Consider the following 19655-nt stretch of genomic DNA (forward strand, 5'->3'; position numbering starts at 1 on the left):
ATAACCTCAAATATATCATCTTGCTTCGGCTGTCACCCCTCCTTTAATTCCTCAGCATACTTTTTGATACACCACCATTTATTTTATATCAAAGGGATATATGGTTTTTTGCTGTCTATTTTAGCTTATCATCGTAGTTAGCATTTATTTACAAAAATCATAAATTTAGACTGTTACCACCATGGAAAACTGTTATAATCAGGCTGTACTTAAAGTATTTGAGGTAAAAAATTCGAGTTTTCTCTAAGATTATTTAGAATTTTTGACCGCCGCATTTAGCAAAAAATACTCAGGTATATATCAATTAATCGGTGATGACACAAGTCTCGCCAACAGTTAAAGAGTCAGGAAAATTTATGTCAGATAAAGTTGAAGGCACTGTAAAGTGGTTTAATGAAGCTAAAGGTTTTGGTTTTATCGCTCAAGACAATGGCGGACAAGACGTATTCGCTCACTACAGCGCTATCCAAGGTAACGGTTTCAAAACTCTAGCCGAAGGCCAAAAAGTGTCTTTCATCTTAGGTGATGGCAAAAAAGGCCCACAAGCTGAGCAAATCGAAGCTATCTAATTTCTATTAGTGATTGAGCAGACTGTTTTTCAGTGAGCTTGATTACAATGAAATTATCAATACGCATTGATTACTTTGTTTGTTAAAACAATAAAAATACTGTATCGACTTTAAAAAGAAGCAACCTCTCATCAGGTTGCTTTTTTTATGGCATTTTTTTGTAATGAGAAAAAGGCATTGATTTTGACGGTTAACATCATCAGTTAATAACGGATACTGGTTTAATAAAGATGTAATAAATAAGGTTGTATTATGAAGTGGGAGAATTGGCTTTCAATTGACTGGCAACAGGTGCTCGGGATTTCTTTATCTGCAGTGGGCTTTTATGTAGGGTTGATGCTGTTTACTAGACTGATGGGTCTGCGCAGTTTTTCCAAGTTATCCAGCCATGATTTTGCGATGACCGTTGGTATTGGTAGTATATTGGCATCGACTGTGCTGTCAGATAAGCCATCTCTACTGCAAGGGTTGTTTGCGGTCGCGGTATTGTTTTTGATTCAGGGCGTTATCTCAGTTATTAGACGCAAAATAAAACCGCTAAAGTCTTTGATAGACAATCAGGCTATTATTTTAATGGCTCATGGCAAGTATTTAGAAGACAACTTAAAAGAAGCCAATCTTAGCACCAGCGATGTGCAAGAGGTTCTACGTAAAAATGGTATTAAAGCCAAAACGGAAGTGTTTGCAGTGATTATGGAGACGACAGGTGATATGAGTGTCATCAAAAATAATAGCGTCGAACCTGACTGGTCTTTATTTGATGACATACGTGACAGTGAATTATTGCTTGGTACTGGTAAAGATGGCAAGTCATCGATCTAGGCTTGTTAACTATTCTTATCCGTTAACCTCAAAGAGATAAATAATAACAAAATATTAAGTAAAGCTAAGGCTTAGAATGCTATAAAGGAACGAGTATTTTAAGCTATTGAACAATGAAAATCGTAGAATGCGGTGCTTATAGACTATTTATTGTAGAATGGTGACAAATTTATGACGCATTATTCACGGCGTTGTCTTGACCTTATCTGCCTGCTGACGCAAGATACATAGGTCTGATAATAACGGTTGGCTTAGCTTTAGCAGATTTCATTAGTAAGGAATACAATGCTAATATGTTTTTGGATATTGGCTCATCTTTCTTAGTTAACCATATTCTGTTGATGTAGTAATAACCTTGAGCAGTATTTTGAACGACAATTTGAACCACAACGAACCTTTGGTTCTTAACTGACAATTTTTAACTCATAACATTAATAAACGAGGAACGTATGAAAGCATTAGTAGCGGTCAAGCGTGTCATTGATTATAACGTAAAAGTTCGTGTAAAAGCCGACAACTCTGGCGTTGACTTATCAAACACTAAAATGTCAATCAACCCTTTCGATGAAATCGCAGTAGAAGAAGCGGTTCGTCTAAAAGAAGCTGGCGTCATTGATGAGATCATTGTTGCTTCAATCGGTCCAAAAGAGTCACAAGAGCAGATTCGTGCAGCCCTAGCGCTAGGTGCTGACCGTGGTGTGTTAGTCGTAAGTGACGAAAAACCATATCCATTGCAAGTTGCCAAGATTCTAAAAAGTATTGCTGAAACTGAAAGCACTGATATTATCTTATTAGGTAAGCAAGCGATTGATGATGACAACAACCAAACTGGTCAGATGCTAGCCGCATTGATGGGTATCGGTCAGGGTACGTTTGCATCAGAAGTAAAAGTTGAAGGCGACAAAGTAAACGTAACGCGTGAAATCGATGGCGGCCTACAAACCGTTGCCCTTGATTTACCAGCAGTCATCACGACTGATCTACGTTTGAATGAGCCACGTTATGCTAAATTGCCTAACATCATGAAAGCGAAGAAAAAGCCACTTGATGAGAAAACGCCAGCGGATTTTGGTGTTGATATGACCTCTAAGCAAGAGATTATTAAAGTCGTGCCACCTGCTGACCGTAAAGCTGGTATTACAGTAGGGTCAGTTGATGAGTTGGTCGATAAGCTAAGAAACGAAGCAAAAGTCATTTAATGTTTTAATGATTGGATACTTCGCTACGGCATATCCTGTACAAGGCTGTGAATTTGACTGCTTTATTTCATATTAAATGATAGTTGCTCAAATAGCTTTGTACACAAACAACCGCATGAATAGATAATACGAATATATAAAGGACTAAAACCATGGCAATTTTGGTATATGCAGAACATGACAATGCCAGTCTAAAAAAGGCAACTTTAAATACTATCGCTGCTGCTAAACAAATGGGCGATGATATCCATGTATTAGTCGCTGGTAGCGGGGCACAAGCAGTTGCAGATGAAGCCGCTAAAGCTGAAGGCGTGACTAAAGTACTATTGGCTGACAACGCTGCTTATGAGCATCAATTGGCAGGCAACGTGGCGCTATTGGTTGCTGATATCGCTGGTGATTATAGTCATATTCTAGTGGCTGCAACCACTACTGGTAAAAACTTTATGCCACGCGTTGCTGCGTTGCTTGACGTAAGCATGCTGTCTGAAATCTCAGGTGTGGTAGATGCGCAGACATTTGAGCGTCCTATCTACGCAGGTAACGCGACAGCAACAGTAAGAACCTCAGAAGACAAAGTGGTACTGACAGTACGTACAACTGCGTTTGACCCAGTGGCAAGCGAAGGTGGTTCAGCCACTGTTGAAACCATCGACAACGTACAAGAAACGGGTAAAGCTAGCTTCGTTAATGAAGAGATGGCTAAGTCTGATCGTCCAGAATTGACGTCAGCAAGTATTGTGGTTTCTGGTGGTCGCGCATTGGCAAACGGTGAAAACTTCACTAAGTACATCGAGCCATTGGCTGACAAATTAGGCGCTGCTGTTGGTGCATCACGTGCTGCAGTAGATGCAGGCTATGTACCAAACGATATGCAGGTCGGTCAAACGGGTAAGATTGTTGCACCAGACTTATATATCGCAGCAGGTATTTCAGGCGCGATTCAGCATTTAGCGGGTATGAAAGATTCTAAAGTTATCGTTGCTATCAACAATGACCCAGAAGCACCTATCGCTAGCGTTGCTGATTACTTCCTAGAAGCGGATTTGTTTGAAGCATTGCCTGAGCTAACCAGCAAGGTTTAATATATAGTTACAGAACTACTAAACGGCTACGGCGTTACCCTCCTTAGATGTACGACTGGTACAATCTGCAGTCGGCTGCCTTGTATCCGTTTTAGACTTCTTTGACTATATCAGTAGTAGACAGATAATAAAAAACCCACTATTAAATGATAGTGGGTTTTTTTGTGCTTTACAGATAAGCTTTTAATCGCAGATATAAACCAAAGCTAAGAGTAGCTTCTTTGACGCAAAGTTTCATACAGACATAGCGAGCCTGCAATGGCGACATTAAGGCTTTCTTGGCCATTTGGCTGTGGTAGAGCGATAGGCGTTGCACACTGCATTAGATCATCGCTAACACCTTGACCTTCATGACCCATAATCCAAGCCACAGGCGTAGATAAATCGTGATCGTAAATAATAGTATCTGTATGAGAGCTGGTCGCCAAAAGCGGCACTTGTACTTGATCTAAAATGGCCTGCGTACTCAAGCCTTCATAAATAGTCAGCGCAAACTGTGCACCCATACCTGCTCGTAGCGTCTTTGGAGACCAAGCTTGCGCAGTCGCGCTGGTGCATAGGATGTTATTAATACCGACAGCTGCTGCCGTACGTAGTAGCGTACCAACATTACCGCTATCTTGTACGTCATTGAGAATTAGGCAGTCTTCATTGATCATCGATAAGCTAGGCGTTGGTATTTTAATGACGGCCATGATATCGATGCCAGTGCCCAAGCTACGAATACTCTCATAAAGTGAGTCTGACAAAGTAAGAATAGGCGTATAAGTGGGTAGACGAGTCAATACCTGCTGAACTTCAGGGTGGGTGCGCGCCGATTCAGACAGTAGTATCTGAACAAAGGGATAGTCGCTACGCAGTGCAGCATCTATCAAATGGACGCCTTCTATGACTGTCTGACCATGCTTTTTACGCTGGCGTGCTTGTGACAACAGTGCTTTTACGAGCTTCACGGTTGTGTTCTTATCTGAGGTAATCAGCTCGGTGGGATTTAGTACCATAGTGGATCGCTTAGAGTAGACTGAAGGAATTGTTTGGACAGCCAGCAGAATGCTTATTATTGATTTAGCATTCTACTGATTATCTTTAACATGTGCTCAAATCAATTATTTTTCAGAATAATTTACGTGCAAGTTTTTAACATAATCGACTTCATTTTTGCTTCCCAGTACGACAGGGACACGTTGATGAATATCAGTTGGATCAATATCTAAGATACGGTTGACCGCATCCGTGGCTCCGCCGCCAGCACGCTCAATCAATAAGCTCATTGGATTGGATTCATACATCAAACGTAACTTGCCCGCTTTGTGAGCGTATTTGGTATCAAACGGATAGGTAAATAGACCACCGCGGCATAGAATGCGATGCACATCACCAACCATGGCAGCGACCCAGCGTGTATTAAAATCGCGACCACGTATACCGGCTTCGCCAGCAATCAGCTCGTCGATGTATTGCTGCATCGGTGCGCGCCAATAGCGATAGTTTGAGCTATTGATAGCATATTCACTGGTATCAGCATCAATTTGCACATTGTCTTCTATGAGTACATAATCACCCGTATCTGGATCTAGGCTGAACATCACCACATTTTCAGTTATCGTTAGTGCAAGTACGGTTGAGGTACCATATAACAAATAACCGGCTGCTAGCTGTTTGTTACCTGCCTGTAGATAGTCGCTGTTTTCACTGGTTTGACCTTGACGCTCATACGGTAAAACAGAAAAAATCGTACCTACTGCCATATTGATATCGATATTGGATGAGCCATCTAGTGGGTCAAATAAAACCAATAGGCTACCGTCATCATTAGCAGGGGTGGCATCATCGAGCTCTTCTGAAGCAACGCCTGCACAGTGCGTGTTTTTTGCCAATGCATCTAGCAGTAAGTCATTGGCCAATACGTCTAGTTTTTTCTGATCTTCGCCTTGGACGTTTTGATTGCCCGCTTCGCCCAAGATATCTGCCAGAGCGCCTTTTCTGAGTAGCTGTGAAATCGTCTTGCCGACATCAGTGACGGTAGTAATCACGTCGTTTAGGGCAGGGCTAGTGGCATGTTGGTTTAGATAATCTGCTAAGGTCGTCATAAGGCTTCCTAAAAAATGGTATGGAAATTAAAAGAACGGATGGGTATCAAAATAAAGGAGTAGGTGGCATTTAGCACACCCTAAATGGGTAAATGCTTAAATAGCCTGTATGGTATCTTTGTCCCGACCACAAAATCGGCTACACTATATCTATTGTTATTCATTTATAGTTTTGTCAGAATTATTCTCTATGAGAATACAGCATGTCTACTTATGCTTTCTGATTGTCTGCTGAGGCTGTTTTCTGGACGAATGTGATTATGGTAAATTGTAGCAAATAAGCGTCAAAATGTCCTTTGTATCTATGCCTATCAGTGATAAATGATCGAACAAAGATGAATAAGTGATTACTATAGACTCATATAAACCCACAATAAAGACTCGCCATTATGTCAAATTCTATCGATAGTAGCGCTACACAACCAGTCTCACCGACTGATTATGCAAAATTTGATCCCGATACGATTCACCAACGGCTCAATACGTCACTGAGTCACCCGCAGCTCAACCCTGATGGTAGTATTCGGCATTTCTTGGGTGTTGAGGGTCTCAATAAAGCACAGCTCAAAGCCATTATCGCAAAAGCAGAGACTTTCTTTGATGAAAACGGACAGTTAATCAATCGTCCTGAGCTAGATGGCTATACGGTGATGAATTTGTTCTTTGAACCATCGACTCGTACACGGACGACATTCGAGGTGGCAGAAAAACGCTTGGGTGCCAATGTACTCAATATCGATATCGAACGCTCTAGCACCAAAAAAGGCGAGAGTCTGCGTGATACGCTGTGGAATCTACAAGCGATGACTGCGGATATCTTTGTGGTCCGACATTCAGCTTCGGGTGCCGCGCATTTTATGGCAACAGAAGTGACCCCTGATATCGCAATCATTAATGGCGGTGATGGCTGGCATGCGCATCCTACTCAAGGGATGCTCGATATGTTGACCATTCACCGTGAGGCACCGCGCCCATTTGAAGAACTTTCTGTCGCAATCGTTGGTGATATTAAGCACTCACGGGTAGCGCGTTCTGATATCAGTGCGTTGCAAACGCTAGGTGTGACAGATATTCGTGTCTGCGCACCACGTACTTTACTACCCAAAGGTATTGCGCGTTTTGGTGTGCAGGTGTATGAAAACATGGATGAGTGTGTCACTGATTGTGATGTCATTATGGGATTAAGAATACAAAATGAGCGTATCGGCTCGCCACTATTGGCATCATCAAGTGAATACTATAAGCATTATGGGATCACGCCAGAGCGCGTAGCTCTCGCTAAGCCTGATGCATTGGTTATGCATCCAGGGCCGATGAATCGTGGTGTTGAGATTGCCTCTAGTGTGGCTGATGGCGCACAATCCGTTATCTTAAAGCAGGTAAATAACGGTATCGCCATTCGTATGGCGGTCTTGTCGCTTGCGATGGAAGGTCAGCGTGCTCATCAAGCGGCTGGCAAGTAACCGTCTATCGCGCGACTTGTTCTCATTTATTTCATTTTATTGATACGGTAATAACGTTATGTCTACCATGCTTAATACTGATGTACCCATCCTTAATCATTTACCAAAAGCATTTAAAGATGCGCTGCCGCAAACAGTAACAGATAAACTGTCTACACTCGATTCTGGCCGTGAGATGTGGTTACTACCACCATTGGTAGATCTTTGCGCGCGCTTGCGTGAGCCAGGCCAACAGCAACACGGTACGCTAAAATCAGAAGGCAGCGCTGCCCGTAGTAATGGGTTTTTGCATGTGGTGACGCCACCTGATACCAATCCTATTTTAGAAAATGGCTCACTTTTAAAGGGCTTGCGTGAGCGCGCTTTGAGTGATGGTGGTATTTATTTACATATCTTGGGTGCATTGACCACAGGGTTAGAGGGCGAACGACCATCTAATATTGCAGGGCTTAAAAAGGGTGGCTGTATCGCGGTATCCAATGCGCGTAGACCCTTTCGCAATGACCTAGTACTGCTACGCACACTAGAATACGCGGCGACTTTTGGTATGAAAGTATTCTTTTATCCTAATGAGCCAAGTTTGTCTGGAGACGGCGTAGCACATGAGGGTTATATTGCTTCTTACCATGGTCTGCAAGGGATTCCTTGGATTGCGGAAACAGTGGCACTGTCTACGCAGCTACTGATGGTTGAGGAGACGGGAATCGCGGCCCATTTTAGTCAGCTATCCTGTAAGTCCTCTATCGAGCTCATGCGCTGGGCAAAAGATAAAGGGTTGCCTGTTACGTGTGATGTTGCTATGCATCAGCTTTACTTAACTGATGATAACCTTGAAGGCTTTAATGCTCAGGCTTACGTATTACCACCACTACGTAGTAATACTGACCAGCAAGCCATCCGCCGTGGATTAAAAGATGGGACCATCGATGCCATCTGTAGTCATCATGAGCCACTAAACAGTACGGCTAAAAAAGCGCCGTTTGCTGAGAGTACGCCAGGTATCTCAAACTTCGATACCTTTATGGCACTGGCCTGTCAGCTGGTAAATGATGATGTATTAACCCTGTCGCAATTGGTAGATAAAATCTGCCTGAATCCTGCAAAAATCGCTGGTATTAATGAGCAGTATGAAGCGATTGGCGGTGCAATATTGGTTGATCCCAATCTTGAATGGCAAGTGACCGCGCAATCTATGCTATCGAATGGCAAAAACACGCCGTTTTTCAATCAGCAATTGCAAGGACGTGTTGTGGAGACATTCTTTGGCTAATTTGCCCCGACAGGATGACAGTCTGCCGCCATCCTCGAAGGATAAAGGAGTTGCCATGAATGGCCAACAAGAAAAATCGCGCAGTACGGCGAGTGAATCTATCAAAGCGGTGGCCATTTATGAGGTAGTCAAAGGCGTTGGGGCGTTACTAGGAGCAGGGGCGTTGTGGTCGTGGCATACTGATCTTGAGCATTGGCTGACGACAGCGACAGACTCTTGGCACCAAAACTTCGGTCATCTGCTTGCGCCGCAAATCGACAGTGCGGTACGTATTGCTCAGCAGGCAAGCAAAAACTGGCCGATGTTTTTATTGTTGATAGTTGCTTATGCCAGTTTACGTTTCCTAGAAGCTTATGGCTTATGGCATGACAAAACATGGGCGTATTGGTTTGGGGTGCTAGGCTACGGGGTATTTATTCCTATAGAAATCTACTATTTGATAGTCAGCCCATTTGATTGGTTTAAGCTTGGAATACTGGTCTCTAATCTGCTCATTATTATTGTGGTTTATCGTAATATGAAACGGAAGGGTTTGATATAGCGTTTAAATTTAAGTCAAAAAATCCAGCATAAGACAAGTATCTGATGCTGGATTTTTTGTGCCTGCTATATTTTTGGTTTATACGTCTACTGGTTTTTCATCCGTACGAATGCTCTTGGCGACTTTTCCAACGCTTAGGCCTTGTACCAAGATAGAAAAGATCACGACCGCATAAGTGAGTGCCAATAAAATCTCTCGCTCAGCCCCAATTGGCAGCTGCAATACTAGTGCGACTGAGATACCACCACGTAAGCCGCCCCAAGTCAGGACTTTCCATGCGCCTGTCGGTAAATCAAGCTGACGATGAAAAGTCTTGGTCGTCATACCCACCACGATAAATCGAGCAACGAGCGCAATCAAAATCGTCAAACCGCTGGCGATAAATAAATTGCCTGAATAAGCAATCATCACCACTTCTAGACCGATGAGCACAAACAAAATCGCGTTTAAAATCTCATCGATTAATTCCCAAAACAAATCAATATAATGGCGTGTCTTATCACTCATTGCCAGCTCGCGTCCACGATTACCGACCATTAGACCCATCATGACCATGGCAAGTGGCCCTGATAAATGCCAATGACTGGCCAGCGCGTAGCCACCGATGACACCTGCCAATGTTAATAGTACCTCTTCTTGATAGCTATCAATGCTCTTGAGCAAGTAGTACAAAATCGCACCAAGTACCAGTCCGAAAACGACTCCGCCACCAGCTTCGACCGCCAATGTATGTGCGACGTAGTTGGCAGTAGGGATATCGCCGCTAGATAAAATTCCCAGCAATAAAACGAAGATAACCACGCCGATACCATCATTGAACAATGATTCACCAGCGATGACGGTCTCGATACTCTTTGGTGCGCCTGCTGATGAGAGAATACCCATCACGGCGATAGGATCGGTAGGAGAAATTAAAGCACCAAACAATAAGCACCACAGAAACGGCAGTCCAAAGCCGAAGAGTGGCAGCATAAAATAAATCGCGGTCGCAATGAGCATCGCCGATATGACCGTGCCAAGACCCGCAAGGATGCCAATAGGTAACTTGTAGCGTTTTAGATCACTAATATTGACGTGTAATGCGCCCGCAAATAGCAGCATCGATAGCATGCCATCTAATAACACTTCGGTAAAATCAAGCTGTTCTAATAAACTGACTTCGTAATCGATCAGCTGATCAAATCCTAAGAAGCCCAAAAATATCGCCCCAATCGACAGTAAGATAGAAATTACCATGACGCCAATAGTGGTTGGTAAGCCGATGAAGCGGTGATTAATATAGGTTAATGAGGCGGTGATCGATAAAAATATGGCGCTGATTTCAAGTATGGTCAGGCTGTTTGCAGATGCCATAAAGTAGGTCTCGTATGAATATAAAATTATCCAAAGCGCAAGGCTTATAAGGATTGTGTATGTAGGGTTGTATCTTATTTATAGATGTGGTGTGCTGGACATGTCATCTATCTCAACAGTTAACTGATCATGCGATGCTATTAACTAGATTGAGTCTGTAGCGCTTGACGAATACGGGCTGCAAACTCACTAACATAATTAAAATGCTTGTGCTGAGCATCATTATCAAGGATGAATTGCTTGGCTTGTTCGCACATAGCGGCCAAATCATCGACCAGCTCTTGATAATTTAAATTCTCTTCTCCGGCGCGCTGAATCAGATGCAATTCATGTAATAGCGTTTGCTGCTGTGCGCTGTTTACCCGTGCATAGTTCAAATTGACCATTGCCTGACACAATGCTTTTAAGACCATTAGGTCAGCAGCTGCATAACGACGTATCTCACCGAGTGATACATTGATAAAGTCAGAAATTTTGGGGATATGAGTGACTAGTGCCAATATGGCCAGTCGCTTCTGTTTGACAGTATTTTCAGAGTTATCGTTAGTGTCTGACTGCGGTATGTGAAAATGATAAGGGCTTGGTGGCTGACGACGCATCATGATACTCAAACAGCTGGTTAGAGACTGGACGCAATTGACCGCAGTCTTTGGATCATTGATACCAGGGGATAATGCGCGTACAGCAATCTCTGTCATCTGACCTAAGCTATAGGCGATGTCGTTAGAGTGCGCCAATCGTTGCTCAAGCCGCAGGCAACCTGCCAGATGTTGCCAAAACAGTCCATCAGGTGCTCTAGGTATTACTGCTAGATGCGGGGTCGCTGTCTTCTGTTGGTTGTTTGGATGAGACGCAGGCCGTTGATAAAAGTAACCAATGACGTTTTTGTCAGTGACATAATTACCGAGGTTGACATGCATTTGTACCACGCCACCATAATCTTGTGACAGCGCAATCAATGACTCAAGGTAAATCTGCTGTAGATAACCTGAATTTGGTGAATAAATCGGCATAGCAGGCCAGTTTTGGAACTGTTCGATATCATGGTGCTCAGCATCGCGTTGATGTTGGATATCACATCGATCGTTATACCAATAGTAAATGTTTGCAATCGCATCGTTGCTGGCATTTTGAATGACGTGTGACGCCTGAATAGCATGCACCATATGCTGCACAAAATAAACTAAAAGCAGCGCACAGATAATCGCCATGATAATGGCAAAAGTCACTGCCAATTGCGGCACACCAAAAGCTACGTCAGACTTATGGATAGACTTCAATACCAGTAAGCTATAGCTAAATGTACCAATAAAAGCGCCAAGGACAAACTGGTTTGGAGTGTCGGTCAAAAAGTTACGTAGCAGTCTTGGACCAAACTGTGAGGATGCCATCGACAGGACGGCGATTGTAATCGAAAATGTCGTACCTGCCACGCCCAGTACCGCACCAGCGATGGCAGTCATAATCGCGCGCGCCGCCTCGTCATCACCAGTAAAAGCAAAGGAGATCTCTTTTACCGTTTCACGATCAAAATGCTGATCAATCGCGACTAGCAAAGGAGCAAGTAAAATACCGACGATGACACAAGCAGTTGGAATAAACCAATAAGAGCCGATCAACTCCTGCCACAAGTTTCTTAGACGATCGGGCAGGTCAGCCAATGTCTGTAACGACCAAAGCTGCGAAAACGCCTTCATTCTCTGCACTGAAAATAAGAGTAGTCGCTTAAAAAAGCCATTTTCAGGGTGTTTGTCCAATGTTCGCGCTCCAAAAATGACTGACGAGATCGTATATAATGAATCTATTTTAAAACAGGTACCGTCCTACAGGGATTCATTGTCTTTGCTTGCTGCGTCTACACACTATAGCCGGTTCAAAATAAAATGGTGATAAATTTAAGCGTAACGCTGGAGTAATCTTTTGACTATTTATTACCTTATCATATAAATAATAACGATGAAAAATTTAGTAAAAATAAGCCCCTATCATAGGAGCTTATTTTTATCATTATCATGTATTTTCAATTAGCTGATTAGACTATAAAACCAAGTGCTTATCGCGTTGCTTACTTTTGCTAGTGTAGAGGGTTGCTGATGATTACTATTGGTGCTTGCCAACTGCATTTGAATGGTGTCTGTCGTCACTGCTTGTTTTTGCATATTCTCTATTATCAGCGGTAGATTTTTGCCAGCGCTAGATAATATCAAACTCGAGTTTTGCGTGAGCATCGTCCATCTTTGGTTGCCGTTACCTGTACAGCTATAGCGAATGAGTCGAGCGCGATTATTACTCATATAGCCTTTTGCTAAGTCAAAGCATTGATTGCCTTGCTTGATGGCGTTGGCGGATACATCCATTTGCCAAACTTGCGAGCTTGCTTGATCATCACAAGGGGCTAGGTTAATGACATTGCCACCTTGCGGCATTAGGCACTGATCTAGTGCCATTTTATTGTGGATACGACCTTTGCTGTCTTGAATCCATTGCTCAGAGTCATCTCCTGTGCAAGCACTTGGTCCGCTGATAAAAGTATTGAGCTTACCATCTTCTAATGTCTCGACCTTAAGACAGTTGTTACCATTCATGAGTGGGCTGACATTTGCTAAAGGCTGATCATCTTGCAGTTCTAATTCGTTGACAAACTTATGAAAGGCAGTGATGACCTCCGGCCCGCCATCGATTAAATCATCACGATAAACATCGACCCAACGATTTAGGCGATGCATGGTCTGTTGTTGCTGCTCATAACGCTCGAGTACCTGAAAGGCAAGCGGGCTGAGTGCTTGACTGAGCGCATCACGATCATCTTTATAAGAGTGGTATATCAGCTCACCCTCGGCGTCCAAATTGATAGTCGAGTTGGCCGATTGATCGATAAGTTGTTGTTCTAATAGTGGTAATTCGATTTTTCTTAAGGCGCTAAAGCCATGCTCTTTACCAAAGGTAACGGCTGGCTTGATGGAGTCGATATATGGACCAATAGCGGTTGATGATAATAACACCTGTGCTTCGTTGGCTTTTTTACAATACAAATCGACTTTGTTAGGGTTTTCAGAAATCGCTAAATTGACGTGAAATTTATTGGCATTGCTATTGCCATTCATGCGATGAGGGGCAAGGGCGATGTTATTGACCATATTATTACTATAAGTGACGGTCAGCCAGCAGCTAGCGACGTCAGCTGAAGTGTTCGCCGCCGGTAAATCAAAGACGTTACCCCAGTTACCTCGTGCTGCCGGATAGATAATACCCTTTTGGGTGACAGGGTCATAGCCGCCTAAAATAGTATAAACAGGCACGCCTTGCAAACGCGGTCTTAAATAGTTGCCATCGGCGCTGTTGTACCAAACATTATTAGATCGTGGTACTTTTGGTTGTGCGATCTGCATTCTTTGACGCTCAGCATCCCATTTTTTATAGCCCGTCGGTGAGTCACTGGCAAACATATAACGATCAAATGCTGGCTGGATTTTGGTTTTTGTACTATAGCCGGTGTAATGAGTATAGCGCGAGATGTCACTGTTATTAGAGCCACCAGACATGGCGTCACGACCATAGCTGTATTGACCTAAGAAAGTAGGTGAGTCTTCAGTACCGGCACCGACATCTTTTCGCCACCATTCAAAGTTACCCCGCATTCTATTTCTAAGGGGCATGTAACCCCAACCACTATCGGCATGGTGCTCTGACCAGAATTTTTTATCGCCAACTTTACCTGGATAATGCCCCAATCCATAATGATGGCCAATTTCATGACTAAACTCATTACCGACCGAGTTAATCAAAGTCAGCATACCATTGCCACCGCTCAAGCCGTGGTTAAATGTACCGTTGGCGTATTTGCCACGGGCATGGTGCGCATTGACATTTTGGGTGAGCTGCGGCTGCTCTTGGCTTAGCATCGATGCGCTAGTGACGCCCCAGTTGGCAAGGTTAATACCGACGCCAAAGGTTGATTTGCCTGTATTTTCGCGCATATCACCACTATATACGCCGCCATCTGAGCTGCTACCTGAAGCCGTATCATAAATAGTACCGTTCGCTACCATCACCCGATCAAGTACGACGTCATCGTATTTAGCGACGGTCATCTTTGCTGCTGGAATGGTCTGGAAATAATCTGCGCCCGCCTTTTCTGGCTGTAGCAGCATATAATGACCATTGTTATTTACAGTCACTGGGCTCAAAAGACCAAGACGGATATTGGTTAAGACCAGCTCGCCTGGCGCCGCAAAGTCTATTTTATTCTCTAGCAATTCACCGCTACGATTTTGTTCATCGACAATGCGAATCTTAAGGCCGCTTTGTACTTCATCCCAGTTGAGTTTGGTTGACCAAGCGCGCTTACTATAGGCGACCCGTGGTCTATCATCGCTGTTGTTTTGGTCAGATGGTGGGATTTGGGTCGGGTCGTCTAAATTGACCCTGCGTAATAGCAGACCATCTTGATAAATCTCAGCAACCAGTTGATTGACTGCTCCCATCTCAAGTGTAGGCGTAACCAGTAATAACGCCTCTTTTTCTGCAGTTAGGCGGGGCATGTTTTTTGCTTCGTTGCCCTGAGGATCTACCGTATGATTCTGCCCAAATTGAATCATAGCTTGGAAAGAGCCTAGTAAATCAGAACGGATCTCTCGTGTTTCACCGGCACCGTTATAGTCAAAGAAGCCTAATTGATAATAATCAGCACGGTCTTTTTGTGGTTCTGGATATTTGATTGGCGTGCTTGGCTCCAGCGGTGTTAATGGCTCACTAGGTTTGATCGGCGTACTCGGCTCTAGCGGTGTCAGTGGCTCACTTATATCAGGTGGAACCACTACAGGCGGCTTATCAGATGGTGCAGGCCGTGTATTATCATCACTACCTTCACCGCATGCAGATAGCATTATAGAGATGATGCCGATACTTATGGTTTTTAATAGAAATGCTGTGTTATGTGTCAAAGGAATACCCCAACAAATGTGTTGCTGGGAGTATAACAACTATATTAATAAACTGTACTACATTTGTTTTCTTGTTTCCAATTAGCTTTCTTTTATCTATTTTAACAAACTAATTTTTATTGCTAGAGCCGTGTTTAGGGTTGTCCGCTTCGGTGATGATTGTGCTTTTGTGTCCCCATCTGCTGGTTTGTGGAGACGGCGCCGTTTTTGGATCTATAGGAATAATGATTTCATTATCATGTGCATCACACTCAACCTTACTGTCCTTGTCATAAGCGGCTGGATCAAAGTGCGGGGTCGCTGTTGTATCAGTTGACTGTCGAGCTAAGCTTTTAGGAGCGGCTTGCGATGTTTTTCTAAATTCAGGTTTTTTAAATAAAGGGTGTGAGGTGTTTTTATTCGTGCCTTTATCATCAGGGTTTTTGCGCGGTTCGGCGTTGGTAAAGATAACATTCAACGGCAAGTCTAGCTGCTGCTTAGCATACGCTTCTGTGTGCTCAAAACGATCTACCAATAAGCTGAGCCAAGGTTTCTGGTCCTCTAACTTCATCTCATCCAACTCGTCCTTTATAGGAAGTGGGTAGGGCAAGGTACGATAAAAGTCCCATAATGTCATCCTACTCAGGTCTCTTTTGAGCACATAGTCATCATCATCTGTCATGGTAATCAGGTTGCTGTCTTGTAGGTAGTTGATATAGGTATACCATTTCGGCAGCTCTTTGCGACCTAAGACATTACGCAGTGCTTGCTCGCTAACAGCTTCACCTTTTAAATGGTGGGTATAGACCAAATTCAACATGTCTAACAAGCTGAGTAACGGGTGACGAGGGTAGACTTCTTCTGTCTCAAAAATCGTCAAGGTATAACTGATTTCAACGCCTAATAAAATCAAATTCCACGACAGATAAATCCATAGTAGAAAGATAGGCAATGCGGCAAAAGCGCCATAAATCGCTTCGTAGCTGGTAAAGTTAGCCATCACTGTACCAAACAGATGTTTCATTAATTCAAAGACAATGGCCACGAACACGCCAGCGATGGCTGCATTTTTTGCTGGTACGCGCGCCTTTGGAATAAACCAGTACATACCGATAAAGCCCGCCATCGTAATACCAATCGATGCCATTTGTACCCAAAAACTCCAGTCGATACCGTAGCCTGCAATTTGACGATTGAGAAAGCTCAGACTCTGTACGGTACTTGAAGCGATAAAAGCGGTACCCAACACCAGCGGCCCTAGGGTAACGATAGTCCAATAACGCAGCATGCTTTTGATGCCACCAGAGCGGTCTTCTACTCGCCAAATCTGGTTAAACGCGCGCTCGATAGTGGTCAAGGTCATGATAGTCGTAAAAAACAAAATCATGGCACCGATGATGGTTAGATTGGATGACTTTTCAGCAAAGCTATTAATATACTCGCTAACTTGCATGCTCGACTGCGGCAACAGATTGCTATAAATGACGTCATAAATCTGAGCTCTAACCGATGCGAGTGCTGGTACGGATGACAAAATCATCAGTAATACCGTTAATACCGGTACGATCGATAGCATAGTGGTGTATGTCAGTGAAGCTGCCTTTTGCTGGCAATTATCTTCAAAAAAATGCCGAGTCAAAAACCGTAAAAACTGAAACCAGCGCTGCTGTAAAAACGGGATTTTTTGAGATAATTTTTCCATGTCGACCATTAAGCAAAAGTAAGAGTGACAATAGTGTAACAAAGATGAACGGTTATCATCTGCGGTTTAATTGTGTCAAAATGCACCACGTAGCACATCAGATACAATATAAGTCAGGTTATCAATCATGGTTATTTGCATGACAGTGAATGACTCGGGCATAATGTGCACATATTCTACAATGCCAGTTAGTCATATATTTCGCCGCATTTTTGGTGGCCAGTATGATTAACGACTTTATAAGGAAGCTTTGCTAATGAGTCAGACCGACCCTTATGTTTTGGTGCTTTATTATTCTAATTACGGTACGACTAAGACATTAGCATACGCTATCGCGCAAGGTATCGAAGACGCTGGCATGACGGCACGTATTCGTACGGTCCCAACGGTTGCTCCTGAGACGACATCGAGCAAGCCTGCGATACCTGATGAAGGTGATCTGTATTGCACCATGGATGATCTCAAAAATTGCAGCGGTCTGGCGCTTGGTAGTCCGACGCACTTTGGCAACATGGCAGCACCCATGAAATATTTTTGGGACAATACCGTCACGCTATGGCTGGCAGGAAACCTACAGAACAAACCAGCCTCAGTATTTACTGCGACAGGCTCCATGCATGGCGGACAAGAAACGACGTTGTTGACGATGATGTTGCCATTGATGCATCACGGTATGATTATCGTTGGTGTGCCTTATGCGGAACCTGCGTTAAATCGTACTCAACGCGGTGGCTCACCTTATGGTGCTAGCCATGTCAGTGGGGCATCACATGATCAGCCTATCTCACCTGATGAGCGTGAGCTAGGCATCGCCCAAGGTCGCCGTTTGGCTATCAGTGCGACAGCATTGGCTCAAGCTAACTGGAGTCGCTAAGCGGCTTTTGTATCGTTGAGCCTACAATAATCATTGAGCCTAAAATGCGACAGCGTTATTCACGCTATTAATGAGGAAGTAAATATATCTAATGGCTACAAACCGCTCCGATAGTGAGATGAATGCTGCACCACCAGTAAAGAAAACTGGTAAGCCTGCCAAGGCGAATAAACCTATTGTACCTATCCGTCAGCGTTTGATGGTTACGTGGTTGATTTGGCTCGTCTATAGATTGCTTGGACTGCCTATTTTTATTAACGTATTCAACCCTAGCAGCCCTGACATCGTTGGCGGTATTGCTTGGCAAGCGCTGTGGCTAGTGCCCGCATTTATTTTGACACCATGGATCTTGCGTGGTCGCTCACCTTATGCGTTATTGATAAGCAGTATGTTTACCCTCGTGTATTTGGGGGCGAGTGGTGTGGTGCTGTTTACACGTATATATGGCAGTAGCTGGGCGGAGATAGTGGTTTATTTGCTTGATTTTGTCCTACTGCTTGCCATCAATGTTTGGTTGTTTATTTTGCTTAAGCGTCTGCCTTCTATGAACAACGTCGTCAAACAGCCTCGTGGTTAAACAACCGCGCCAGTGATTCAGATTGTCTGATGCTTATCAGGTGACATCTATCAATCTAAAACCATAAAAAAGCGGCACTCCAGATAGGGCGCCGCTTTTTCGTTTATAACTTTAAAGATAAGTAGATTAGTTAATCTTAGTCAACTCTAGATCCATTTTCTTACCATCGTTAATTTGACTGACTTTCACGGGTAGGTAGTCTAAGCTTGGGGCTAACCAAAAGCTGGTAGAGCGGCTATCGTCATCGTGAACGCGGTCAACACGTACCGTATCAAAGGTACCCGCTGGTACGGTAATTTTGGTGTTGCCAGACTTTTTGAATGGCGTCTTCTCAATTTTGTCTTTTTTCGCCATGTAGTAATTACCAGAGAATTTACCGTTCAATAAATCCTGACGAATTTGTACCTCAAGGCTCAAGTCATCAAAGGCTTGTTGCGACATATTCATAGTCGTCGACTTGCCTTTATAGTTACTCGTGACTTTTTTGCTGCTTGGGTTGAAGTCTAGTTTATGCGTGCGACCCATGCCAAGTAGTTTGTACGTAGTGCTTGCCTGCGTCGGATTGACATTGTTACCGTTGATGGTAAAGGTACTATTTTGCGAGGCGCTAGCCACACCAGCGACGCGCGCGCTAACATTGTATTTCCATGTATTACCAGACTTGTTTAGCGTACGAGTCGCTGTGCCTTTATACTTGTCTTCAACGGTAAAGCTATAATTGGCGGTTGACGGTTGCACAGTCTTTGCGCTGGCAAGTGTGGGTGCGGTCATACTCAAAGCTCCAACGGTAGAGATACTGATACCTGTCACTAAGGCAGATAAAAATTTAGATGGACTGCGTTTTGCGTTATTAGCATTATTAACATTGTCGCTCAGTGACTTTCTGTGCATTGATAAAAAACTCATGGATACCCCTTCATTGATTTATTGCCGATATAGCAAATTTTATCGATCGTTCTTATTATGTTCACAAGATCTATAATGGTCATACTCTGTTACATTTTCAAGCGCAGGGTTATACAGCTCCGTGTAGGACTTGTAGCAAATGTTACTACAGTTAATCGCATACAAATCACAGGCAGTATCAGGCTCTCTTGGTTGTTCGCAAGTGTGACAGAGGCGTCAAAAATTTTATCTCAGTCAAACCGTACTTTTTTAACATGAATCGACGATACCTTTGCATGCATT

16 protein-coding genes are annotated in these 19655 nt (G+C 43.5%); 9 read left to right on the forward strand and 7 right to left on the reverse strand.

Going from position 1 to position 19655, the window contains the following annotated elements; all coding sequences use genetic code 11:
• Positions 1–356 precede the first annotated feature (356 nt).
• The 4 genes from QL982_RS08725 (at position 357) to QL982_RS08740 (ending at position 3675) form a co-directional block, all read left to right on the forward strand.
• Positions 357–569 (forward strand): cold-shock protein, encoded by a 213-nt coding sequence (locus QL982_RS08725; RefSeq protein WP_057758834.1) that lies wholly within the window; start codon positions 357–359, stop codon positions 567–569.
• Positions 570–821: 252 nt separating this feature from the next.
• A complete protein-coding gene (locus QL982_RS08730) occupies positions 822–1391 on the forward strand; it encodes a YetF domain-containing protein (protein WP_290162941.1) in 570 nt (189 codons plus the stop codon).
• Between the two features lie 449 nt (positions 1392–1840).
• Positions 1841–2590, forward strand: a complete 750-nt coding sequence (locus QL982_RS08735) for an electron transfer flavoprotein subunit beta/FixA family protein (RefSeq protein ID WP_290162939.1) — start codon at positions 1841–1843, stop codon at positions 2588–2590.
• Positions 2591–2742: 152 nt separating this feature from the next.
• The gene (locus QL982_RS08740) at positions 2743–3675 is read left to right on the forward strand and encodes an FAD-binding protein (protein ID WP_290162937.1); all 933 of its coding nucleotides are present in this window, start codon (positions 2743–2745) and stop codon (positions 3673–3675) included.
• A gap of 206 nt (positions 3676–3881) precedes the next feature.
• Here the strand turns inward: QL982_RS08740 and QL982_RS08745 are convergent, their stop codons facing one another.
• Positions 3882–4676, reverse strand: a complete 795-nt coding sequence (locus QL982_RS08745; RefSeq protein ID WP_290162935.1) for an RNA methyltransferase — start codon at positions 4674–4676, stop codon at positions 3882–3884.
• A gap of 105 nt (positions 4677–4781) precedes the next feature.
• On the reverse strand, positions 4782–5765 hold the full coding sequence (locus QL982_RS08750) for a class 1 fructose-bisphosphatase (RefSeq protein WP_290190267.1): 984 nt from the start codon (positions 5763–5765) through the stop codon (positions 4782–4784).
• 389 nt (positions 5766–6154) lie between these two features.
• On the opposite strand from QL982_RS08750, the gene QL982_RS08755 reads away from it, so the two are divergent.
• The 3 genes from QL982_RS08755 to QL982_RS08765 all read left to right on the forward strand — a co-directional run bounded on the left by QL982_RS08755 (position 6155) and on the right by QL982_RS08765 (position 9039).
• The gene (locus tag QL982_RS08755) at positions 6155–7228 is read left to right on the forward strand and encodes an aspartate carbamoyltransferase catalytic subunit (RefSeq protein WP_290162931.1); all 1074 of its coding nucleotides are present in this window, start codon (positions 6155–6157) and stop codon (positions 7226–7228) included.
• A gap of 175 nt (positions 7229–7403) precedes the next feature.
• Positions 7404–8498, forward strand: coding sequence for a dihydroorotase (locus QL982_RS08760; protein ID WP_290162969.1), 1095 nt, complete (start codon positions 7404–7406; stop codon positions 8496–8498).
• Between the two features lie 55 nt (positions 8499–8553).
• Positions 8554–9039, forward strand: a complete 486-nt coding sequence (locus QL982_RS08765) for a DUF2127 domain-containing protein (RefSeq protein ID WP_290162930.1) — start codon at positions 8554–8556, stop codon at positions 9037–9039.
• A gap of 78 nt (positions 9040–9117) precedes the next feature.
• Here the strand turns inward: QL982_RS08765 and QL982_RS08770 are convergent, their stop codons facing one another.
• From QL982_RS08770 to QL982_RS08785, 4 genes are all read right to left on the reverse strand, one after another.
• A complete protein-coding gene (locus tag QL982_RS08770) occupies positions 9118–10392 on the reverse strand; it encodes a sodium:proton antiporter (protein ID WP_290162929.1) in 1275 nt (424 codons plus the stop codon).
• A gap of 140 nt (positions 10393–10532) precedes the next feature.
• On the reverse strand, positions 10533–12149 hold the full coding sequence (locus QL982_RS08775) for a DUF2254 domain-containing protein (RefSeq protein ID WP_290162927.1): 1617 nt from the start codon (positions 12147–12149) through the stop codon (positions 10533–10535).
• A gap of 267 nt (positions 12150–12416) precedes the next feature.
• Positions 12417–15278 carry a M66 family metalloprotease gene (locus QL982_RS08780; protein ID WP_290162967.1) on the reverse strand — a complete coding sequence of 954 codons (2862 nt, stop codon included), beginning with the start codon at positions 15276–15278 and terminating at the stop codon, positions 12417–12419.
• 166 nt (positions 15279–15444) lie between these two features.
• Positions 15445–17016 carry a YhjD/YihY/BrkB family envelope integrity protein gene (locus QL982_RS08785; protein WP_290162925.1) on the reverse strand — a complete coding sequence of 524 codons (1572 nt, stop codon included), beginning with the start codon at positions 17014–17016 and terminating at the stop codon, positions 15445–15447.
• A 256-nt stretch (positions 17017–17272) separates the two neighbouring features.
• Here QL982_RS08785 and wrbA point away from each other — a divergent pair, with 256 nt between their 5' ends.
• Together wrbA and QL982_RS08795 are read left to right on the forward strand one after the other, a co-directional pair.
• Entirely contained in the window at positions 17273–17890 is a 618-nt protein-coding gene (gene wrbA / locus QL982_RS08790; RefSeq protein WP_290162924.1) for an NAD(P)H:quinone oxidoreductase, read from the forward strand.
• A gap of 91 nt (positions 17891–17981) precedes the next feature.
• Positions 17982–18467, forward strand: a complete 486-nt coding sequence (locus QL982_RS08795; RefSeq protein WP_290162921.1) for a hypothetical protein — start codon at positions 17982–17984, stop codon at positions 18465–18467.
• A 126-nt stretch (positions 18468–18593) separates the two neighbouring features.
• Here QL982_RS08795 and QL982_RS08800 read toward each other — a convergent pair whose 3' ends face one another.
• A complete protein-coding gene (locus QL982_RS08800) occupies positions 18594–19373 on the reverse strand; it encodes a DUF3108 domain-containing protein (protein WP_290162919.1) in 780 nt (259 codons plus the stop codon).
• Positions 19374–19655: the final 282 nt, after the last annotated feature.

The organism is Psychrobacter sp. 5A.1 (genome assembly GCF_030407455.1).
In the GTDB taxonomy this organism is placed as follows: Bacteria; Pseudomonadota; Gammaproteobacteria; order Pseudomonadales; family Moraxellaceae; genus Psychrobacter.